16 protein-coding genes and 5 pseudogenes are annotated in these 18386 nt (G+C 70.2%); 9 read left to right on the top strand and 12 right to left on the bottom strand.

Annotated elements, in window-relative coordinates:
- Positions 1–93 precede the first annotated feature (93 nt).
- A complete protein-coding gene (locus tag GTW67_RS28355; protein WP_161167592.1) occupies positions 94–729 on the bottom strand; it encodes a hypothetical protein in 636 nt (211 codons plus the stop codon).
- Between the two features lie 147 nt (positions 730–876).
- Positions 877–1383, bottom strand: coding sequence for a MarR family winged helix-turn-helix transcriptional regulator (locus tag GTW67_RS28350; protein WP_161167588.1), 507 nt, complete (start codon positions 1381–1383; stop codon positions 877–879).
- A 126-nt stretch (positions 1384–1509) separates the two neighbouring features.
- Here GTW67_RS28350 and GTW67_RS28345 point away from each other — a divergent pair, with 126 nt between their 5' ends.
- Both GTW67_RS28345 and GTW67_RS37935 read left to right on the top strand, forming a co-directional pair.
- Entirely contained in the window at positions 1510–2022 is a 513-nt protein-coding gene (locus GTW67_RS28345; RefSeq protein WP_161167605.1) for a nitroreductase family deazaflavin-dependent oxidoreductase, read from the top strand.
- 573 nt (positions 2023–2595) lie between these two features.
- A pseudogene (locus tag GTW67_RS37935) lies at positions 2596–2897 on the top strand (PucR family transcriptional regulator); the annotation flags it as partial.
- Positions 2898–3165: 268 nt separating this feature from the next.
- Here the strand turns inward: GTW67_RS37935 and GTW67_RS28340 are convergent.
- Positions 3166–3402, bottom strand: a pseudogene (locus GTW67_RS28340) (DUF3052 family protein); the annotation flags it as partial.
- Between the two features lie 287 nt (positions 3403–3689).
- On the opposite strand from GTW67_RS28340, the pseudogene GTW67_RS38635 reads away from it, so the two are divergent.
- Together GTW67_RS38635 and GTW67_RS28335 are read left to right on the top strand one after the other, a co-directional pair.
- Positions 3690–3773, top strand: a pseudogene (locus GTW67_RS38635) (VOC family protein); the annotation flags it as partial.
- Positions 3774–4068: 295 nt separating this feature from the next.
- Complete coding sequence (locus tag GTW67_RS28335) at positions 4069–4578, top strand: mycothiol transferase (RefSeq protein ID WP_161167603.1); 510 nt, start codon at positions 4069–4071, stop codon at positions 4576–4578.
- Here GTW67_RS28335 and GTW67_RS28330 read toward each other — a convergent pair.
- Positions 4579–5522, bottom strand: a pseudogene (locus GTW67_RS28330) (helix-turn-helix domain-containing protein); the annotation flags it as partial.
- Between the two features lie 298 nt (positions 5523–5820).
- On the opposite strand from GTW67_RS28330, the gene GTW67_RS28325 reads away from it, so the two are divergent.
- Together GTW67_RS28325 and GTW67_RS28320 are read left to right on the top strand one after the other, a co-directional pair.
- Complete coding sequence (locus GTW67_RS28325) at positions 5821–6210, top strand: hypothetical protein (protein ID WP_237519070.1); 390 nt, start codon at positions 5821–5823, stop codon at positions 6208–6210.
- A 139-nt stretch (positions 6211–6349) separates the two neighbouring features.
- Complete coding sequence (locus tag GTW67_RS28320; protein WP_161167601.1) at positions 6350–7654, top strand: BamB-related PQQ repeat family beta-propellar protein; 1305 nt, start codon at positions 6350–6352, stop codon at positions 7652–7654.
- Between the two features lie 43 nt (positions 7655–7697).
- On the opposite strand, the gene GTW67_RS28315 is transcribed toward GTW67_RS28320, so the two are convergent.
- The 3 genes from GTW67_RS28315 to GTW67_RS28305 are packed head-to-tail and all read right to left on the bottom strand — an operon-like array spanning position 7698 to position 10746.
- The gene (locus tag GTW67_RS28315; RefSeq protein ID WP_161167600.1) at positions 7698–8216 is read right to left on the bottom strand and encodes a copper chaperone PCu(A)C; all 519 of its coding nucleotides are present in this window, start codon (positions 8214–8216) and stop codon (positions 7698–7700) included.
- Complete coding sequence (locus GTW67_RS28310; protein ID WP_161167599.1) at positions 8213–10492, bottom strand: heavy metal translocating P-type ATPase; 2280 nt, start codon at positions 10490–10492, stop codon at positions 8213–8215. The genes GTW67_RS28315 and GTW67_RS28310 overlap by 4 nt, the downstream gene beginning before the upstream one ends.
- Entirely contained in the window at positions 10492–10746 is a 255-nt protein-coding gene (locus GTW67_RS28305) for a hypothetical protein (protein ID WP_161167598.1), read from the bottom strand. The genes GTW67_RS28310 and GTW67_RS28305 overlap by 1 nt, the downstream gene beginning before the upstream one ends.
- 379 nt (positions 10747–11125) lie before the next feature.
- Between GTW67_RS28305 and GTW67_RS28300 the strand changes: the two genes are divergently transcribed.
- Positions 11126–11341 (top strand): hypothetical protein, encoded by a 216-nt coding sequence (locus GTW67_RS28300; RefSeq protein ID WP_161167597.1) that lies wholly within the window; start codon positions 11126–11128, stop codon positions 11339–11341.
- A 24-nt stretch (positions 11342–11365) separates the two neighbouring features.
- Here GTW67_RS28300 and GTW67_RS28295 read toward each other — a convergent pair whose 3' ends face one another.
- The 4 genes from GTW67_RS28295 to GTW67_RS28280 all read right to left on the bottom strand — a co-directional run bounded on the left by GTW67_RS28295 (position 11366) and on the right by GTW67_RS28280 (position 15216).
- Positions 11366–12025 (bottom strand): DUF5134 domain-containing protein, encoded by a 660-nt coding sequence (locus tag GTW67_RS28295; protein ID WP_161167596.1) that lies wholly within the window; start codon positions 12023–12025, stop codon positions 11366–11368.
- Complete coding sequence (locus tag GTW67_RS28290; protein WP_161167595.1) at positions 12022–13479, bottom strand: PepSY-associated TM helix domain-containing protein; 1458 nt, start codon at positions 13477–13479, stop codon at positions 12022–12024. Before GTW67_RS28290 ends, GTW67_RS28295 begins: the two co-directional genes overlap by 4 nt.
- Before the next feature lie 214 nt (positions 13480–13693).
- Positions 13694–14290 (bottom strand): sigma-70 family RNA polymerase sigma factor, encoded by a 597-nt coding sequence (locus GTW67_RS28285; protein WP_161167594.1) that lies wholly within the window; start codon positions 14288–14290, stop codon positions 13694–13696.
- Positions 14291–14445: 155 nt separating this feature from the next.
- Positions 14446–15216, bottom strand: a complete 771-nt coding sequence (locus GTW67_RS28280) for a hypothetical protein (protein WP_161167593.1) — start codon at positions 15214–15216, stop codon at positions 14446–14448.
- Between the two features lie 246 nt (positions 15217–15462).
- On the opposite strand from GTW67_RS28280, the pseudogene GTW67_RS28275 reads away from it, so the two are divergent.
- Positions 15463–15795 (top strand): annotated as a pseudogene (locus GTW67_RS28275) (SRPBCC family protein); the annotation flags it as partial.
- A 133-nt stretch (positions 15796–15928) separates the two neighbouring features.
- Here GTW67_RS28275 and GTW67_RS28270 read toward each other — a convergent pair.
- A complete protein-coding gene (locus GTW67_RS28270; RefSeq protein ID WP_202437806.1) occupies positions 15929–16900 on the bottom strand; it encodes a helix-turn-helix domain-containing protein in 972 nt (323 codons plus the stop codon).
- A 267-nt stretch (positions 16901–17167) separates the two neighbouring features.
- Between GTW67_RS28270 and GTW67_RS28265 the strand changes: the two genes are divergently transcribed.
- A complete protein-coding gene (locus GTW67_RS28265; protein ID WP_346010760.1) occupies positions 17168–17620 on the top strand; it encodes a peptidoglycan-binding domain-containing protein in 453 nt (150 codons plus the stop codon).
- Positions 17621–18386 lie beyond the last annotated feature (766 nt).

Genomic DNA, 18386 nt, shown 5'->3' with positions numbered 1-18386 from the left:
GTCAGGGGTGACCTCTTCGGAGAAGGTCGCCGCCCGACGCCGCCACTCATTCACGGACGATTTGCGTGACTGGCACCCTGGCCACCAGGACGATCAGGACCTGGGGACGACCGGGTGGTCAAGCTGGCGAAAGGACCGCACCACTGCGATGACACAGGCGATGACCAGGCTGACGACCCAGCCGCCCAGACTCCTCAGCGCGTCCACGATGCTCGTCGCGCCCTCCACACCGCGCGGAGGTACCAGCCCTTTCGGATCGTAGACGAGCGCCAGCGCGTCCCCCGGCCGGGTGGACCGCGTGCACCCCCGCCAGATCCGGGCGGCGGAGGGCGCTCCGTCACGGTTTTCCACCGAGCAGATGTAGCGGCCCCGGGCCCCAGACGCCTCCTCACGCGCCTGGACAGACCTCACGACCACGGACCGCTCCTGCCCCCGGGCCGTGAGGACCACGCCGGCTGCGATCTGAGGCGTGTGCAGTGCGAGGCCCACGGCCAGGACGGCGACGATCCCCACCAAGGCCCGGCCGGCGCGAACGAGGAACAAGTAGAGGACCAGCCCCAGCGCGCACACCACGCCTGCATCGCCCGCGACGAAGGCGGACTCGCCGGTCCAGGCGCCGAAGAATCCGGCACCCACGATCAGCCCCGTACCGAGGACTCCGGCGCAAAGGCCCTCGCCGATCAACATTCGAGGCGGCAGGCCCATGAACTCCGCAGGCCCCCAGACCATGGCGCGCACATGAGCCGCCGCGTAAGACCCGTCGACGGACGGACCAGAGTGCAGTCTGCTCATACGTAGGCCCCCCCTCACACCCGCAACGGGCATGGGACTCGCACCCATGCATCATTGCATTATGCAAAATAGCGTCGGGTATCGTCACTCCCAGCCGAGCGGAGACAGCTCGGTGTCGGCAGCCGGCGCGGAGGGCTCCGCGCCCGCCTCATTGAAGGCGGCCAGGGCGCCGATCAGCACCAACCGCTGCTCCGGTCCCAGACGTTCGACGATGGCGGCAATCTCCGCGCGCCGCCGGGCGGTGACCTCCTCGACCGTACGGCGACCCTCCGGCGTCAGACGCAGCAGGGTCTCGCGTCGGTTGTCGGGATTGACCTGGCGGTCCGCCAGCCCGGCGGCGATGAGCCGGTCCACCATGCGCATGGCAGTAGAGGGAGCGACATGGAGGAACTCGGCGAGAGCGACCAGCTTGCTGGCACCCCGGGTGGACAGGACGACCAGCATCCGGAACTGCGGCAACGTTACCCGGTCCTCGACAGCGGACAGAGAACGGGCGGAGACCGCCACCAGCAGCCGGGACGCGGTCAGCACCTCCCGCGTGACGGCATCGACATCGTCCGTGGCCCCCTCGTGGGACCCGCGCTCCACCATGGATCCTTTCTACCCGGGATCCATCATTTAGACTGTGCAAAATTTTGCCTGCCGAAGTGACGAACCACGGGTCTTCCGCCCCGTCGAGACGGGGAGTGGACACCACCCACCCTCTGGAAGGCGAGCATGACACCTGATGAAGCGGACCCCGCCAGACCACGCGTTCCCACTGGCTGGCGTCGGCTGGCCGCTCGCGCGCCCATCCTCATGTTCCGGGCCGGCCTGGGACCCCTGCTCGGCAAACGGTTGCTGCTGTTGCACCATGTGGGCCGAGTCAGCGGAAGCGATCGCAGAGTGGTCCTCGAAGTCGTGGCGCACGAGGCCCCGTACCGCTCCTGGACAGTCGCGTCCGGCTTCGGCCCGCGCGCCGACTGGTACCGCAACCTACGTGCCCAGCCGAAGACGGTCGTGCAGTACGGCAACCGCCACCACGCAGTCACCGCCCGCTTCCTCACTTCGGACGAAGGCGCCGAGATCATGACGCACTACGGCCGGCGCCACCCTCGCACCGCCCGCCGCCTGTGCGCCTACCTGGGACTGCCCGCCGACGGCACCGAGTCGGCCCTGCGCGAAGCCGGGCGCACGATCCCCTTCGTCCGCCTCGAGACAGACACCTGTCCACCGGACACGCCGAACTGACCATGACACCGACACCCCGGAAGTGAGCGACAGTGTCGAACCCCACCCCTGATTCGGTGTGGAGACGATTTCTCACGGACAGCGAGGAAGCCATCGCCCGTTCCGCACCGAGAGAGCCGTCAGCCCGGGAACGGATCGCCCATCCGGAGAGGAACGGCCACGTGGGCGACGCCTGGCTTCCCGACAGCGCACTGCCCGAACCCTCATGGCGCCTTCTCGACACACGCCGGCGAATACATCGCCTCGGGCGCATTCTGGCAGGCGGGGCCGCGGTCGCTGTTCTCATAGGACTCTTCTCCTGCCCTTCCGAAGAGCCCCCGAGCCTGCCCACAGGACAAGAGAGCGGCTCGCCGCCGCCCCAGACCTCCAGTGCCGTTGTCGAGTCACCGCCCCCGGCCCACCCGCCCGTTGAGTCGGCGGATGCGGCGTAGAGCGGTCCCAAGGCTCGAACACATTGCTGGTCCAGCCCGTCAGACCCTGGACCGACACCTCAACGTGTTCGCTGAGCTCCGGCGGGACATCGCGCGGCCGGGAAGTACGGACGACTGCCTCAGGGGGCGATGGGGGGAGGCAGTGAGTGACCGGCGAGATCTGGTCGGCTACGAGCAGATACTGACGGAGGCCGCTTCCACCGGACGTCGTCTGCCCCGGGACGAACTCGCCCCCAGGCGCGCGCTCGGCGAACGGGCAGCGGAGGCCGGGCACGGGCGCCTCCTGGTGAGCCACCACCTGACCGCCACGCTGCCGTCTGGCCCTGCTTCTCCGCGCCGAACGACCGGGCCCTCGCAGCCGTCCACCAGGTCATCGACGCGTTCGCCGAGAGCTGCGAACGCGCTCAGCGGCTCGCCGTACGGCGGGAAGAGGCCGTGCGCCGGGGGTGGGGCGGCGAACCTGGATGCCCCACGGGCGGCAGGTCGACTCAAGGCAGAACAAGGGACTCCCGTGGCGGCCCTGAGAACAGCGCCAGCGCCCGGGAGATCATGCGGATCCTGCGCTTCGACCGAGATCCCTCCCTTGTGGTGTACGCAGAGGTCAGCGACGGCTCAGACCCTCTGCCGACAGTCGCGGAGCAACTGCGTGCGGTCGACGTCGAGTCGGAGCGGGCCCTCCGGGCAGGCAGTCTGCTCGGTCACGTATGCGACCGGCGTCGACCAGCGCGTCGGTGAGGTCACCGTCGTCTTCGCGGAACCACAGGATCACTGCGTCAGCGGGACCGTCGTGCTCTTCGTCTACCAGCTCCGTGACGGTTGCCTTCTCGATCGCCTCGCGAAGTTCCTGGCTGGCGTCGCTGTCGTGCCCGATCTCCATGACGACCTGACCGGGTTGGAAGCAGTACCTGTCAGGCAGGTTCGTCTCCGCGTGATCTGTTGTCGCTGACATCGATGATCTCTGCATACGGAGTGGCTGGTGGGCTTGGTCTGAGTCATCCGAGGTCCCACAGAACGTCCTTCAGGAAGAGGGCGGGGTCGATGGCGATGCCGAGCGTTCGGGAGGCGTCCCCCACTCATACCAGCGGCGGGGCGAGTTCGCCGTTCGGGGCGATGAAGGAGAGTCCTCATGCGCACGCGCTCTGTCCTCGCCGCTGCGCCACTGGCCGCATCCACCGCGCTCGGCGGCGCCGCCGCTTTCGGCACCGACACCGGCCCGGCAGGCGGTCCCGCCCGGTTGCCACGAAGACCACCGACCGGGCGCTCCGCCTACGGGACGAGCAACCCACGCCTGTGCAACTGCTGCGGCTACTCGTGCTGCGTGCTTGATCTTGGCAGTCAGCCCACCTCGAGAACCTCCGAGACCATGGTCGGCGGGCTCGACTGCGGCGCCCACCGGGCGGCTCTAGTGCCGTGACCGGGAAGGTTTGCCGGGTAGGCGGTGCAGAACGACGTGGCGCCGATCGGCTGGGGGTTGTCGTACCCCCAGTGTAGCGTCCGGGCCGGAGTCAGATCATGTTCTGTGGTTGACGGAGGCGCGCGGATGACAAGTACGACGGGTCAGGCCATGGTGGGCGGCGTCCCAGCTGAGCAAGATCCAGGCGCAGGGCGCCGTTCGGTGAACGCTGAACTCGCCGCGCTCAAGGGTGCCCTGGACAGCCAGCGCGCGCACGTCGTTGGGATCCTCGAAGGGGTCTCGGAGGAGGATCTGCGGCGGCCGGTGCTGCCCAGCGGTTGGAGCTGCCTGGCGTTGCTGCGCCACCTCACGGTGGATGTCGAACGCTTCTGGTTCCCCGGAGTGATCGCGGGCGAACCGGATGTGGCCGGACAGCTCGCGGCAGGCGCGGAGGCGCACTGGTACGTCCCCGAGGGGATGAGCACCAGGGAGGTCTTCGCCGACTACCGGGCGGCCATCGCACGCGCAGACGTCGTGCTCGCCGCCGCCAACCTGGACCAGGAGCCTGCCGCGTGGCCCGTGGACATCTGGCCGACCTGGCGGCTGCCCGACGTGCGCCGCATCCTCATCCACGTGCTCACCGAGGTCGCCTGCCACAGCGGTCACTTGGACGCGGCACGCGAACTGATCGATGGCACCACCTGGCTCGGCGGCAACCCCTACGCTGGATAGTCCTCTGCGGGTTCCCTTCTCGCTGCGAACACGGGCTCGTTCACGACGCTGAGCGACCAGAACATCGGGGTGCCGGGAGTTGGCGTTGCGCCAGCGCAGGTATCGCAGCAACTCCCTCGTCCGAACTGTGTGGTTGGGGTGATGCGAGTTGGCGAGCGTGAACTGCCGCAGCGGACCGAAGTGCGCCTCGATCGGGTTCGCCCAGGAGGCGTTGGTCGGCGTGAAGCACAGCTCGACCTTGTTCTTCCGGGCCCACCGGCGGATCTTGCTGCCCTTACGGGCGGACAGATTGTCCAGGACCACGTAGATCGGGGCGCCGTCCGGCCGGGCGGCCCGGATCGACTGCAGCGCGGCCAGCGACGGAACGGCGCCCTTGCGGCGACGGTTGACACCCCAGAGGGTGTCGTCGCCGACCGAATAGCAGGCGTGGAAGTAGGTGACGCCGTGGGTGCGGTGGAAGGTCGCCGGCAACCGGTCGGGGCGCTCGGTCAGCGCGTACTCGATCCGGCCCAGCTTGGCGCCGAAGTCCGGGTCGCTGGATTCCTTCCAGGTCTTGGTCCGCTGGAACGTCACGCCGCGACGGCGGAGCAGGCAGCGCAGGGCCTCGCGATGCGTATCGGACGGGCGACGTTGCGCCGCAGATGCTCGGCGAGCTTGCGGATCGACCAGCGGGTAAAGGGCTGGCCGAGCTTGGTGGGGCGGGTGATGGCCGTCTCGATGACGAACTCCTCGTCGTCAACGCTCAGTAGGCGGGGACGGCCTCCCGCCCACTCAGGGCCCAAGCAAGCCAACCCGATCTCGCTGAACCGGTGGATCACATCGCGGACGGTGTCCTCGTCCGCCTGCACCAGGTTTGCGATCACCGGGACGGTGTTCCCGCCCGCGGAAGCCAGCAGCATCATCGCCCTGCGGAACCGCACCGTGCTGGTGCTGCCCCGGCGCACGGTCAGTCAACACCAGACCGGTGATCGTTTCCGGTCACAGCACAAGATGCAGATCCCCCCTTTGACATACCAGCGGCGTACCGGTGGCCCGGCAGACTGGGGAGTCGACGTTCACATCCCAGGTGCTCAGGCCCTTCGCGGCGAACAGGCACACGGCGATTCGCCGCGGCGGCGATCGGAGGTGCTGAGCCATCAGGTTCGGACCTGCGCTCGAGGGTGGCGTTCATGGGCGGGCTAGGGTTGCACCATGCGATGGGGGAATCGTTCCGTTTGGGTACGTTGCACGGCGGCGGTCTACATGGTCGGCTTCCTGGAAGGGACCGGTGCGCACGCTTACTTCTTGGTGACTGGCGGGCTTCACGCCTACGACTACGCGCCCGTGCCCGTCCAACTACTCCTCCACATGCTCCTGTTGCTGGATCCGCTAGCCGCACTGATGATCCTGCGCGCCAGCCCTCGTGGGCCGTTGCTCGCCGCCGTGGTCATGCTCGCGGATCTGGTCAGCAACTGGAACGTCGCCTGGAGCTCCGTCATGACGCACCCCACCGCGCTTCTCCGTCCGGTAGGGCTGCTGCCGATCACGCTCTTCGGCCTGTTCGTGCTGCTCACAGCGCTCCCGCTCCGCCGTGCACTGGTATCCGATGGGAACGTCGGAGCCGGCGCCACGTCTCCGGCCGAAGCAGGATGACGCACGGTGCGTCGGCCTGAGCGGATGTCCGCGCCGTGCGAGTGCCTGCGCGCCCCCTCGCTTCTCCCTTCTGGCATGATCAGAGCAAACTGGCTGGGCGGCAGGGCTTTCAACGTTTCTGCTCCACGGGGGAGTTCACATGTTCAAGGTGAATGGCAGTCGTCGTCTCATACTGGTGGCCGGCCTCGCTCTGGCCCTGACCACAGCCTGCGGCAGCTCGGGCGGCGACGGCGGCCCGCAGCGCGGCACGTCCCCTTCCAGCAGCGCCGACAGGAGAACTCCCGCTCCGGCCAAGGCCTACGATCCGCCGCTGAAGTTCGCGGAGGGCCTTGAGGACCGGCACTACGTCGCGGGCGGCACCGGTGAGGGCAAGTGGTCGGTCAGCCTGGAGGGCACCACGGTGTTCGCCGTCTCCGATGACGAGCTCCGGGCCATGAACGCGCTGAACGGCGAGGAACTGTGGAGCGTGAAGCCACAGGGCACGCTCGCCGAGGACACCGACTACGGCACGGAGGCCGTAGGCAGCCCGGAGCTCATCGACGTCGACGGGAAGACGGCGGTTCTCGCCGCGTTCTCGATCACCGAACCCGGAACCGGCACCGTCCCGGACCGTGCCCTGCTCGAACTCACCGCCGTCGCCGCCGACTCCGGAAAGCGGCTGTGGACGACGCAGCTGGAGCGTCCGGAAGGCGAGGAGGAGGGGGAGCCCTACGTGGCCGGGGCCAGTGACTCCGCCGTCGTCCTCTCCTTCGGCGGCAATGGCAGCGCGGTGACCATGGGTGTCTCCCTCACCACGCGCAAGGCCTCCTGGACGGAGAAGGGCTTCTACGCCGATTTCGTCGACGCGGGCATCGTCGTCGGACGTGGCGGCGCCGACAGCGTGTTCGGCGGAGGCATGTCCGTCGAAGGACGGAGAATCGACGACGGCTCCACGGCGTGGACGTACAAGGACCACCTGAACAGTGCCGAACTCGCTCCGGCGGGTGGCGGCCTGTTCACGGCCGACGTCGACGCGCCCTTCGAGCAGGACGCCGACATCGCGACGCTGCTCACCACGGCCACGGGCAAGTCGCCCGCCGGGTTCCAGGCGGCTGCGCCTTTCGGCCACCCGACCGATCTGACGTGCTGGGCCGGCGAGGGCACCGCCCTCCTGTGCGAGGTCGCCGAGAAGTTCGACAAGAAGGTGGTCGCCGTTTCTCCCGGGAACTGGAAGGAACTGTGGTCCGTCACCGACGAGGACGAGAGCCGCCTCATGCCCAGCATCTCCACCGTCTTCCACGGAGCCGTCTACGGGTCGACGGAGAACGGCTCCGTGATTCTCGACGCGCGGACGGGCAAAGACAAGGCCGCAAGCAGCGAGGGCACGCCCTTCACCGTGAACGAGTACCTCGGCCTGTTCTCCGGATCCCTCAGCGGGATCGAAGCGCGCCCCGCCACCGGCTGATCATTCCCGACCAGGCGAGGCGGTCACCACCTGACGCGCGTCATCAGGGCCCGGGCCGGACGACCAGCGCCAGGACCTTCACTCGCCCGCTGTGCTCGAAGTGGAGTGTGAAGGGCACCAGGTCGCCCGTCTCCCAGCAGGCCACGGCCGGGACGGTCACGTCGCTGCTGTGCGGCGACATGTCGAGGGTGCCGCCGGCCGGGATGGACAGTGCCTCCGTGGGCCGGCGGTAGGCGGCTCCGCCGGTGGTCATCCGGTGGTTGCTGAGAGAGATGCCCTCGGTGGCGTCGGGCGAGCTCACCTCCAGTAGTCGGTCCTGGGCGCCCCCGGTGTTGGTGATTTTGAAGAACGCTGCTGTCTCCGGCACTCCTTGGGACGGGAGGAAGAGCCGTGCGTCGGTCACGCCGATGCGTGCGGGGGTGCCTGCGTTGCCCGTGACGGTCCAGACCGCGAGACCGCCCAGGGCCAGCAGACAGGCGCAGACCGGTGCCAGAGCGGCCAGGGCGGTGTCCGCGAGCTGACGCCGGGTGGGTGCCCACGCAGAGGATGTCGCAGATGTCATCGAAGGCTCCCCCCATGGGCGGGCGGGCGGCTGCGGGCCGGTGAGGGCTGCCAGGCACGGAGCCGCAGGCTGTTGCCGACCACGAGCAGGGAGCTGACGGACATCGCCGCGGCGGCCAGCATCGGGTTGAGCAGGCCGACCATGGCCAGGGGCACGGTCACGGCGTTGTAGCCGAAGGCCCACAGCAGGTTGACGCGGATGGTGGCCAGCGTGCTGCGGGAGAGGCGGACCGCGTCCGCGAGGGCGTCGACGTCTCCGCGGACCAGGGTGACGTCGGCGGCTCCGATCGCCACGTCGGTGCCGGTGCCCATCGCGATGCCGAGGTCGGCTCCGGCCAGGGCCGCGGCGTCGTTGACGCCGTCGCCGACGACGGCCACCCGGTAGCCCTCGTCCCCTAGTCGACGGACGAGTCGGGCCTTGTCCTCGGGGGTGCAGCGGGCGTGTACGTCGTCGATGCGCAGGGCGGCGGCGACGGCGCGGGCCGGTGCCTCACGGTCTCCGGTGGCGAGCACCGGCCGTACGCCCAGGCGGCGCAGCCGGTCCACGGCCCGGTAGCTGCCCGGACGCAGTACGTCTCCGACCTCGACGAGCGCCTCGGTCACCCCGTCGACGCGGACCACGACCGGCGTGTGGGCGGCCGGCTCCGCGCCGGACAGCGCCTCGGCCAACGGTGCGGGCAGATCGTCGTCCGGAGCCAGGACTTCCACGAGCCGTCCCTCGACGGTGCCGCGCACGCCGCGTCCCGGCAGAGCGGCGAAGTCGGTCACCTCCGGCAGCGTCCCGGGCTGTGCGGCGCGTCGGGCGTAGGCCGTGACAGCTTGTCCCAGCGGGTGCTCGGAGCCCTGTTCGACCGCACCGGCCAGCCTGATCGCCTGCTCCTCGCCGATGCCGCGCGGGGCCGCCGTGACCTGGGCGACGCTCATGTGCCCCGAGGTCAGGGTGCCGGTCTTGTCGAGCACCACGACGTCGATGTGCCGCAACCCTTCCAGGGCCTGCGGACCGCCGACCAGGACACCCAGTTGAGCGCCACGTCCTGTGGCCGCCATGAGGGCGGTCGGGGTGGCGAGGCCGAGGGCGCAGGGGCAGGCGACGACCAGAACGGCCACGGAAGCGGTGACCGCAGCCTGGGGGTCGGCGCCTGCGCCGAGCCAGAAGCCGAGGACGGTGGCGGCCAGGGTGAGCACGACCGGCACGAAGACGCCGGCGACCTTGTCGGCGAGGCGTTGTGCCCGCGCCTTGCCCGCCTGGGCCTCGGTCACCATGCGGGTGATGCGGGAGAGTCGGGTGTCGGCGCCGACCGCGGTGGCCCGCACCGCCAGCAGGCCGCCGACGTTGACGGAACCGCCGATCACGGTCGTGCCGGGGCCGACCTCTGCCGGCTCGCTCTCCCCGGTGACCATGGAGAGGTCGACGGCCGAACTGCCTTCGGTGACCGTGCCGTCGGTGGCCACGCGTCCTCCGGGCCGCACGACGAAGATCTGCCCCACCCGGAGGTCGTCGATCGGGATGCTCCGCTCCCCCGCGTCGTCGCGTACGGCGACCTCCTTGACGGCCAGCTCCGCCAGGGAGCGCAGGGCCGCTCCGGTGCCACGCCGGGCCCGCGCCTCCAGATACCGGCCCGCCAGGACGAACAGGGGGACGCCGACGGCGGCCTCCAGGTAGATGTGGGCGACTCCGTCCGACGCCGTCGGCACCAGGCTGAAGGGCATCCGCATGCCCGGGTCGCCCGCACCGCCGAGGAACAGGGCGTAGGTAGACCAGGCGAAGGAGGCCACGACACCGAGCGACACCAGGGTGTCCATGGTCGACGCCGAGTGCCGCAGCGCCCGCGCCGCCCGCTGGTGGAAGGGCCAGGCGCCCCAGACCACGACGGGCGCGGCGAGCACGAAGCACAGCCACTGCCAGTTGCGGAACTGCCAGGCGGGGACCATGGACAGCACCAGCACAGGGACGGCGAGCAGGAAGGTGACCGTGACTCGATCGCGTTCCTGCCGCGCCTCCGTCCCGGCATCGTCATCGCTCTCGCGGCGTCGCGCCTCGGCGGGTTCGGGCAGTACGGCGGTGTATCCCGCCTGTTCTACGGCGGCGACGAGCTGCTCCGGGGGCACCTCGGGCGGATGGTGCACACGGGCACGACCGGTGGCGAGGTTCACGCTCGCGCTGACGCCGTCCAGCCTGGCCAGCTTCTTCTCCACCCGCTTCACGCAGGCCGCGCAGGTCATGCCGCCGACCGCGAGGTCGGTCACTTCTTGTACGGACGTCGGTTCGTCGGCCATCAGTGCCCGCCACCGCGGTTCATGCCGCCCATGTCGTCGTGCTCCATGTCCGCGCCGCCGCCGTCATGGCCGTCCCGGGTGATTCCGGGACCGTGCATGCCGGGTGCGACGGGGCCGACGTTCCTGCCGACGGCGTAGGAGGCGGCGAACGCCAACACCAGCAGCACGAGGAACCCGCACAGGGCGGGAGGCGGCAGGATTCGCCGCACCAGGCCGGCGGGCGCACCGGAAGGGGGTTGCCGTGTCTGCGCCATCTGTCGTCTCTCCCGATCGGGTCGCGCGTCGCACGGCTTCCACTGGACCGAGCCGCACCGGTACAGGAGTCGGATGCGTCGGTACGGGAGTTCCCCGGGATGCGTGTGACGCCTGCCATCGGACGGGACCGCGGGGCCCCGCCTCCAGGAGTCGCGCCGGTGGGCCGATCGGTTCCCTCGCGGAAGCCAGAGGCCGAAGCACGGCGGGGGCGGCCGGTGGCGCACGCCTCGGGGTCGTGCAACCGGCAGCACGGCGCGATCCGTGTCCCGCTGCGGGACCCCGGGTAAGCCACCGACGTCACACCCCGTGGCCCGCAGCAGCAGCGAGACGCCACGATCCCGTTCCAGCCCATCCCCTGGCCTCACGGAGGAGACCACCATGACCGATCTTCAAGGCATCGAGCCGGTGGCGACGTTCTGCGGCAAGTGCGACTGCGGTTGCCCCCAGCTGTTCGTCAACCCGTCGGCGTCGGCCGAGCGCAGGGTCGTGCTCACCGACGACTTCGGACAGCGAGTCGAGATGAGCGCCGACCAGTTCGGGTCGATTCTCGCCGACGCCAAGGCCGGGAAGCTGGACGGCGTACTCAAGTCCTGAGAGGACGCCGCCCAGTCCCGCTCCTCAGGCGAACAGGGCGAACATCACCGCCATGCCCAGCGCCATCACCGCATGGCAGGCCGGGTCGAGCGCGGCGGTGGTGTCCGCACCGTCCGGTGCCGGACCGCCCGCAGGCGACGGTGCCTGTACTCGGGCGAGGTCGAAGGCCTGGGCCAGCCAGACCAGGCCGATCGCGGTCAGGGCCACGGCGAGCAGGGCGGACGCCACGCTCGGTCCCATGCCGGTGAGGCTCATGGAGGCGAGACCCGAACCGGCCGCCGCGTGCCCCTCGTGCCCACCGTGGCCCGTGCCGCCGCCGTGACCCGCCATCGCACCCGAAGTTCCCATCGCCGCGACCATCCAGGCCATGGCTCCCATCATGAGGACGTGCGGCCAGGCGGCCTTCACCGCGCCGGTCCTGGAGCGCTCACCCGGCCGGATCAGGGAGGCCGCCACGAACCACAGCGCACCGGCCGTGAACAGTACGACCTGGGGTACCACCGCCAGGTCCATCCCCCACGGCCAGGCCATCGCGATCATGAGGACACCCATCGCGGCGTGCAGCACGTGGCCCACCCGCCCGGTGAGGCCCGTCGCCGTCCGGACCAGCCGCCACAGTCCGTACAGGACGGGTGCGGCGAACATCAGCGTCAGGAGCCAGCGCAGTCCGTTCGCTGCGATCATGCGAGGCCCCCCGCCCCGCGTCGCCGCACCACGCCCACCGTCAGGTCCACGACGAGGAACGCCAGCAACGGCAGCCCGAACAAGGGCAGGTAGTAGCCGATGACGGCGACGACCACCGCGACGGGCGCCAGGACGCGTCCCGGTATCCGCCGCCAGGCGCCGCGCGCGGGCGCACGGCCGAGTGCGAAACCCTCGCCGCGGGTCGGACGGCGCAGCCACCACATGCGGTACCCCCACAGGATCATCGCGATCAGCCCGATCGCAAGCAGCGCCAGGACGGTCTGGTTGACCAGGCCGAAGAGCAGCCCCATGTGGGCGTTGATGCCCCAGCTCGTCAGCTTGGCCAGTACGGGGAAGTCGTCGAAACGCAGGGTCTGGGTGACCTCGCCGGTGGCCGGGGCGACCGCCACCGAGTCCTGCCGTACCGGCCAGGAGCGGGTGTTCTCCTTCACGACGTACGCGGTTCCGGCTTCGGCGGGCGGGGTGACGACCAGGACGCCGCGCAGGCCGGCGTCGTGCGCGGAGGCAACCGCCGCGTCGATGCCGATGTCCTTCGCCCCCTCGACGCTGCCTTTTGCGCCGACGGCGGCGGGGAGCGCGGTGGACACCGCGGGTGTGGAGCCGCCCAGGGCGTCCTGGATCTCCCCGATGCCCGTGCCGGCGTGGCCGGACCAGGTCAGGCCGGTCGCCGACAGGCCGAGCAGGCCGATCGAGGCCCACAACCCCACCGCGCCGTGCCACGACATCGTGCGTCGCCGCCCCTTGGCGCCGCCGTCCGGCACCACCAGACGCCGCAAGCGCCGCCGGTTGCGCGGAGTGCCGGCCCACAGGGCGAGTCCGCCGAGCACCTCCACCCACAGCCAGCTGGCGGCGAGTTCGCTGTAGTTGCGGCCGAACTCGCCCAGGTGCAGGTTCCGGTGGAGGTCGTCGAGCCACGCTCGCGCCGGCAGCCACTGGCCGAACGTTTCCAGGGTGCCCAGTACCTCGTGGTCGTACGGGTCGACGAACGCGGTCAGCGTGTAGCCCTCGGCCAGCCCGTCCTTCCCGAAGGTGACGCGGGTGGAGTCGGTGGGCCCGGCTCCCTTGGTCACCGACAGCAACGTGCCGTCAGGGACGGCGCGTTCGGCCGCGGCCACCTGCTCGGCGAGCGGTTCCGCGGAGCCTCGCGGCGTCACCTTCAACTCGTGGTGGTAGAGGATCGACTCGATCTGCGGCGTGGCCGTGTAGGCGAGTCCGGTCACCGCGGCGACGAGGAGGAACGGGCCGATGACGACACCGGCGTAGAAGTGCAGGCGCAGCAGCAGGGGACGCAGGCTTCCCCAGGTCGTCCCGCTGCCGCCACCGGTCGTCGCCAAAGGCCGGGTGGCGCCGTCCGGTTGAGGGGGCAGGGCGTCGGCCGCTGGGCTCGCTGGTGGCGTCGCCGGCGTATCCGGCAGCGGTGGGCTCTCGGACATGTGTGCCTCTCTTGTCTCCCCCGGTGCCGATCGACCGAAGTGGTGCTCGCGGGAAGAGTCGGAGAGGTGACAGCGCGAGTTCCCCCGGCACGCATGTGAGGCACATCACCTGACAGTCCGGTCTCCGACCGGAGTTCCGGCCGATGCCCGTCGCTTGGAGGGCGGCGGACATCGGCCGGAAGGGTCTGGCGTCGCCGGCCGCCGGGCCGGATCGTCAGGCCGCGGCACGCTCCGGCGGGTGGCGGGTGACGGACTCGTCCGCGGCCCACTCGGCCAGGGCGGTCCGGGCGCGGGACACCCGGGAGCGCACCGTGCCGACCGGGCACCGGCTCATTTCGGCGGCCTCGGTGTACGGCAGCCCCAGGAGCTGGGTGAGGACGAATGCCTCACGGCGTTCACCGGGCAGGGAATCGACCAGCGCCCACAGCGCGATGCCCTCGTCGAAGCCGGGAAGCCCCGTCGGCTGGGCGCGTTCGGCAGCGGCCTGCCAGTCGTCGGTGCAGGCCGTCCGGGGCCGGCACGCCGCGCGGCGCAGACTGTCGACGACGACCCTGCGGGCGATCGACAGCAGCCACACGCGCGCCGACGAACGCCCTTCGAATCGGGGCAGCGCCGTGAGAGCACGCAGGAACGTGTCCTGGGTCAGATCGTCGGCCGCCTGCACGTCGTCGGCGAGGTACGCCACGTAGCGGCGCACGTCACGTTGAAGCGCCCGGACGAAGCGGTCGACCGCCTCGCTGTCGCCCGCGGCGGCGGCGAGCGCCCAGGCGGTGACCACCTCATCGGTCACGGTGGGCAGGGCACGGGTCATGGTCCTGTTGGTCCTTCCTGAGTCCCGCGCGCACCGGCCGGACACGGCACGGTGACCGTCGGCGGAGGCACGGGTGAGGGGGAGAATCCCGCCGCGCGGTGGCGCGCGGACGGGAGACCGCCGCCGCGCGGAGGGCGGTGGCGGTGATCCGGCTGTCAGACGACAGCGGTCTCCCCGGGAGGGCCCCGGGTGGTCAGGACGTGGACGAGCAGGAGCTGCCGCAGCCGCCACCTCGGCCGCGGAGCAGGCCGGAGAGAGGGCGGAGCAGGAGGCGGGCAGAGCACGGCCAGGACCAGCCGCAACGGCACGAACGCACGGTCCCCGCAGGCGCGCACCGTCTTGAAGAGCGCGCTCTCGCCCTGGGCCAGCCAGAGTCCGCACAGCACGGCGGCCAGCAAGTGGGCGGCCAGCATGCCCCAGGAGGACATGCCGGCCATATGTGTCATGTCATGCATGCCACCCGTACCGGCCATGGATGCCATGCCGTGACCCGTCGACGCCATGCCGCCGGCCTCGTGGGTGCCCGTGTGCTCCGGGTGGTGCAACCCCGCGGCTACCGCGATGTCGTAGGCCCGGGCAGCCTGCGCGGGCGTCGGGGCCGGGCCACAGAGAAAACGGTCGGCCCACTGCCGCAGGGACTGCGTCGCGTCCGGTGCCGCAGCCGGCCGTCCGCCGGACTGCGCTAGCGTGAAGGCGAGGTGCAGACAGGTCTGCACGGCGACCGTCAGACCGGCCACCGTACGACGTCGCCGCTCGTGGGCCCCGGTGGCCCAGCCCACGACGCCGACGGCCAGGGCGCCGGAGAGGAGCACCCACCAGGGCAGCCCCTCCCCCGACATCAGCACGTGTCCGAGGGCGGCGAGCACCACGCAGACGGCGGCGAACACCGCGGCCCGCAGCACACGCAGAAACCCTCCGACCGGCATGGCGCCCCATCCTGGCACCCGGCGGGCGCACACCGACACCGGGAGATGCCAGATTCGTCGTGGAAGCCCAGGACCCGATCGACGTCTTCATGATGCGTTCGCCGGGGGCGATGGCGAGCAGTCCTGCGAAAGCCTGACCGGCGACGGTGAGAGAGCCCCGCCTCGGCCCACGAGGCTCTCTTCTACGGCCGCGACGGAGCCACCGGGCTCCTCACGCAGTGGCGCGGGGTCACTTGCTAGAGGGAATCGGACCCGGCCAACCTGCCCGCGTGGGCCCATGGCCTGGGAGAATCCATCGAGAAGATCGAAGACCACTGGGTCGCGGAGTTCTCCCCCATGGGACGGGTCGTGATCACCTTCGCGCCGCGTAACGAGCTGGGCGTGCTCGACCACGACGTCACGCTGCCCTCCGGGGAGACCGTCTACAACCCGGTCCGAGTGATCGTCAGCGGCGCAGGGAGCGAGGTGGTGTTCACCCTCCGTCGCAGGCCAGAGATGAGCGACGCCGAGTTCGAGCGTGATGCCGGCATGGTCGCCGCCGACCTGGCCCGGCTCAAGGATCTGGTGGAGTCCGCGTGAGGCCTCCCCCTGTCCCAGCGGATCCACGTGATCGGCAGTGGTTGGCCAGCAGCCTGAAAGCGACGGCCGCCCGTTTCCCGGTGTTCGACCAGAAAAGCGAAACACGCTTCCGGCACGGAACGGGACGACATCTTCATCCGTCTTCTAGCGCGGCGCTGCTGTGCCGGTACTCCGTGGGCGTCATGCCCGTCACGGTCCGGAAAGCGCGGGTGAAGTCGGAGGCGCGCGGATAGCCCCAGCGCGCACCGATCGCGCTGACCGGGGTGTTGTGCAGCGCGGGATCCAGAAGATCTCGGCGGCACCGTGTGATACGGCTCTGACGGATGAAGGTGGTCACGGTGGTTTCGTGGTCCTGGAAAACGCGGTGCAAATAGCGCGGGGAGATGCTGTGCGCGGCGGCGACGGCCTTCGGTGTGAGGTCCGCGAGATGCAGGTGGCGGCTTATGTAGGAGGTGATTTCGCGGTACAGCACTGTTCTGCGGGTCTGCGGGCCGAGTGCGGCCACCTGGTCCGTGTGCCGGGCGACGACCGCGGCCGCCAAGTCGATGACGGTCACACCGAGTCGTTGCCGGTCATGAACGCCGAGGTCCGGTTCCGCCGTCGCGAGGGCGGTCAGCGTCTGCCGGAAGACGTGTCCCACTCCGTGCACGTTCAGCGTGGTCCCGCACACGGACGCGATCACCTTCTCGGGCAGTGGCATCAGACGCCTGGGAAACTGCAGTAGTACGGAACCGCAGGCATGCTCGCCCACAGCGGACGCCTGGAACGGGCGGGAGCTGTCATACAGCACCATTGCGCCGCGTTCCAGAGTGGCGCTGTTGCGCGCTTGTTCGATGGTCTGTCTTCCTTTGGTGATCAGAGCGATCTGGTACAAGTCGGGGTCCGAGTCGCGGATCTGCCGCGCGGAGCGGTACGAGACGAGCTGCGCGTAGGACATGGTCGACAGTTGTGCCGGCCCTAGCGTCGTGGCGCTAATGCGGGCGCCGAAATTCTCCGGGTCCGGGAATTTGAAGCGCGTGCTCACCAGGGCCAGGGCCGTCGTCTCGGCCCATGCGCTCGTCCGCTCGGCGCGGGGCAGGCAAGTGGTGTCCAGCACGGTCTTCATGACGGTCCCCCGATATGTCGTCAGGAATCCTCGTGGTGCGGTTGGCAACCACAGCTTCGGCAGGTTCGCGGGTTGGCGAAAGGCGCTTCTGCGTCAATCACCACAGTCGAAAGAGCCGCGTCGGGTGGCCTGGGGGTTACGCCGGTTGTTCGCTGTGCGCCAAGGCGTGTGCGCTGAGTGCTCACGACAGGCGCCGCGTGCGACGGCAGTCTGTCGTCGTCGGCCCGGACCACCGGCCCGGCATCCTTCCGACGAGGAGAGAACCTGATGATGCGCCGAACTGTGACGAGGACGTTCGTGAGCGCCACCACCATGCTCGCGATCACGGCGGGGAGTCTGCTGGGTGCGAGTGCCGGCTTCGCGGCGTCCCGGCCCGCCGCTCCGACGGTCTCGGTGGCCGGCGACGGCGCCTCCGTCCTGGCGGTGAACAACCTCGGTCTGAACACCACCCAGGCCAAGCACTGGCAGTGCTGGCTGAAGGGGTGGGGATTCAACCCCGGCACGATCGACGGGCAGCTGGGCACCAACAGCTGGATCGCCGCCCAGAAGTTCCTCAACTGGACTGGCTCCTACGTGAACGGGCGCCTCGTCGTGGACGGTGTCGTCGGCACGCAGACGATCAAGGCCCTGCAGAACTGGCTGGGCGTCGGCATCGACGGCGTCGCCGGACCGCAGACGAGGGCCGCGTTCGCGAGCTTCGCCAACACGAACTACTGCTGAAGGGAACCGGGGCGTCGGCTGCCACGGCGGTCCGCCGTGGCAGCCGGCGTGAGCGCTACCCCGAGCAACGCCGAGCGGCGGGCACGGCCGGGCCTGACGCGACCACGCTGTCGCAGTGGTCCCCGCCGAACTCCGGCAGGCCGGCGGATACGGCGCGGCGTTGCCGCATGCCTGGCCCGCGAGCACGGAGACGCTAAGGACGCCGCGCCGGGATCGGCGGCGTCCCCGTGGGTCCGGGAGATGCCCGACGACCCGGGGGCTGGCTGGCCGGGAGGCAGAAAACCACACCGTGCGCGAGCGGACCGCCGCCTACGGCCACCGGATCAGCACCCCACCGCAGCACGAGAGGTGGCCGGCGGACTGCTCTCGGCAGTCCGCCGGTAGTGCGCCTTCTTCCGGTTCCCCATCGAGAACGCCCTCGGACCGTCGCCTGGATCGATCGCGATAGGGCTTCGACGCCGTCTCCGCCATCGACGCGTACTCCTGCAGCTGGCCGCCATCGCGGCACGCAGGGCCTCGCCTCCGGGAATGGACCGGTACGCAAGAGGCCCGCGGAAGCGCGAGTTCGGACGGCCGGCCGGCTTCGCGCCACCAGCAACGTGCGATTGCGTTTGGCGAGGTGTCAACGCTTAACGGTGAACGCTCCTCACCCCATCGACGTGAGCACGTCAGGGTGCCAAGGTTGTGCCCGTCGCCCGGAGATCACCTGGCAAGTCCGGGCGGCAACCCTTGTCCTGACTGTGCGGCCCCCAAGCCATGACGCACT

It is taken from the genome of Streptomyces sp. SID5910, from assembly GCF_009862125.1.
GTDB lineage: Bacteria > Actinomycetota > Actinomycetes > Streptomycetales > Streptomycetaceae > Streptomyces.
The sequence above is the reverse complement of the archived record's forward strand: the minus strand, read 5'-3'. Positions and strand labels throughout refer to the sequence as shown.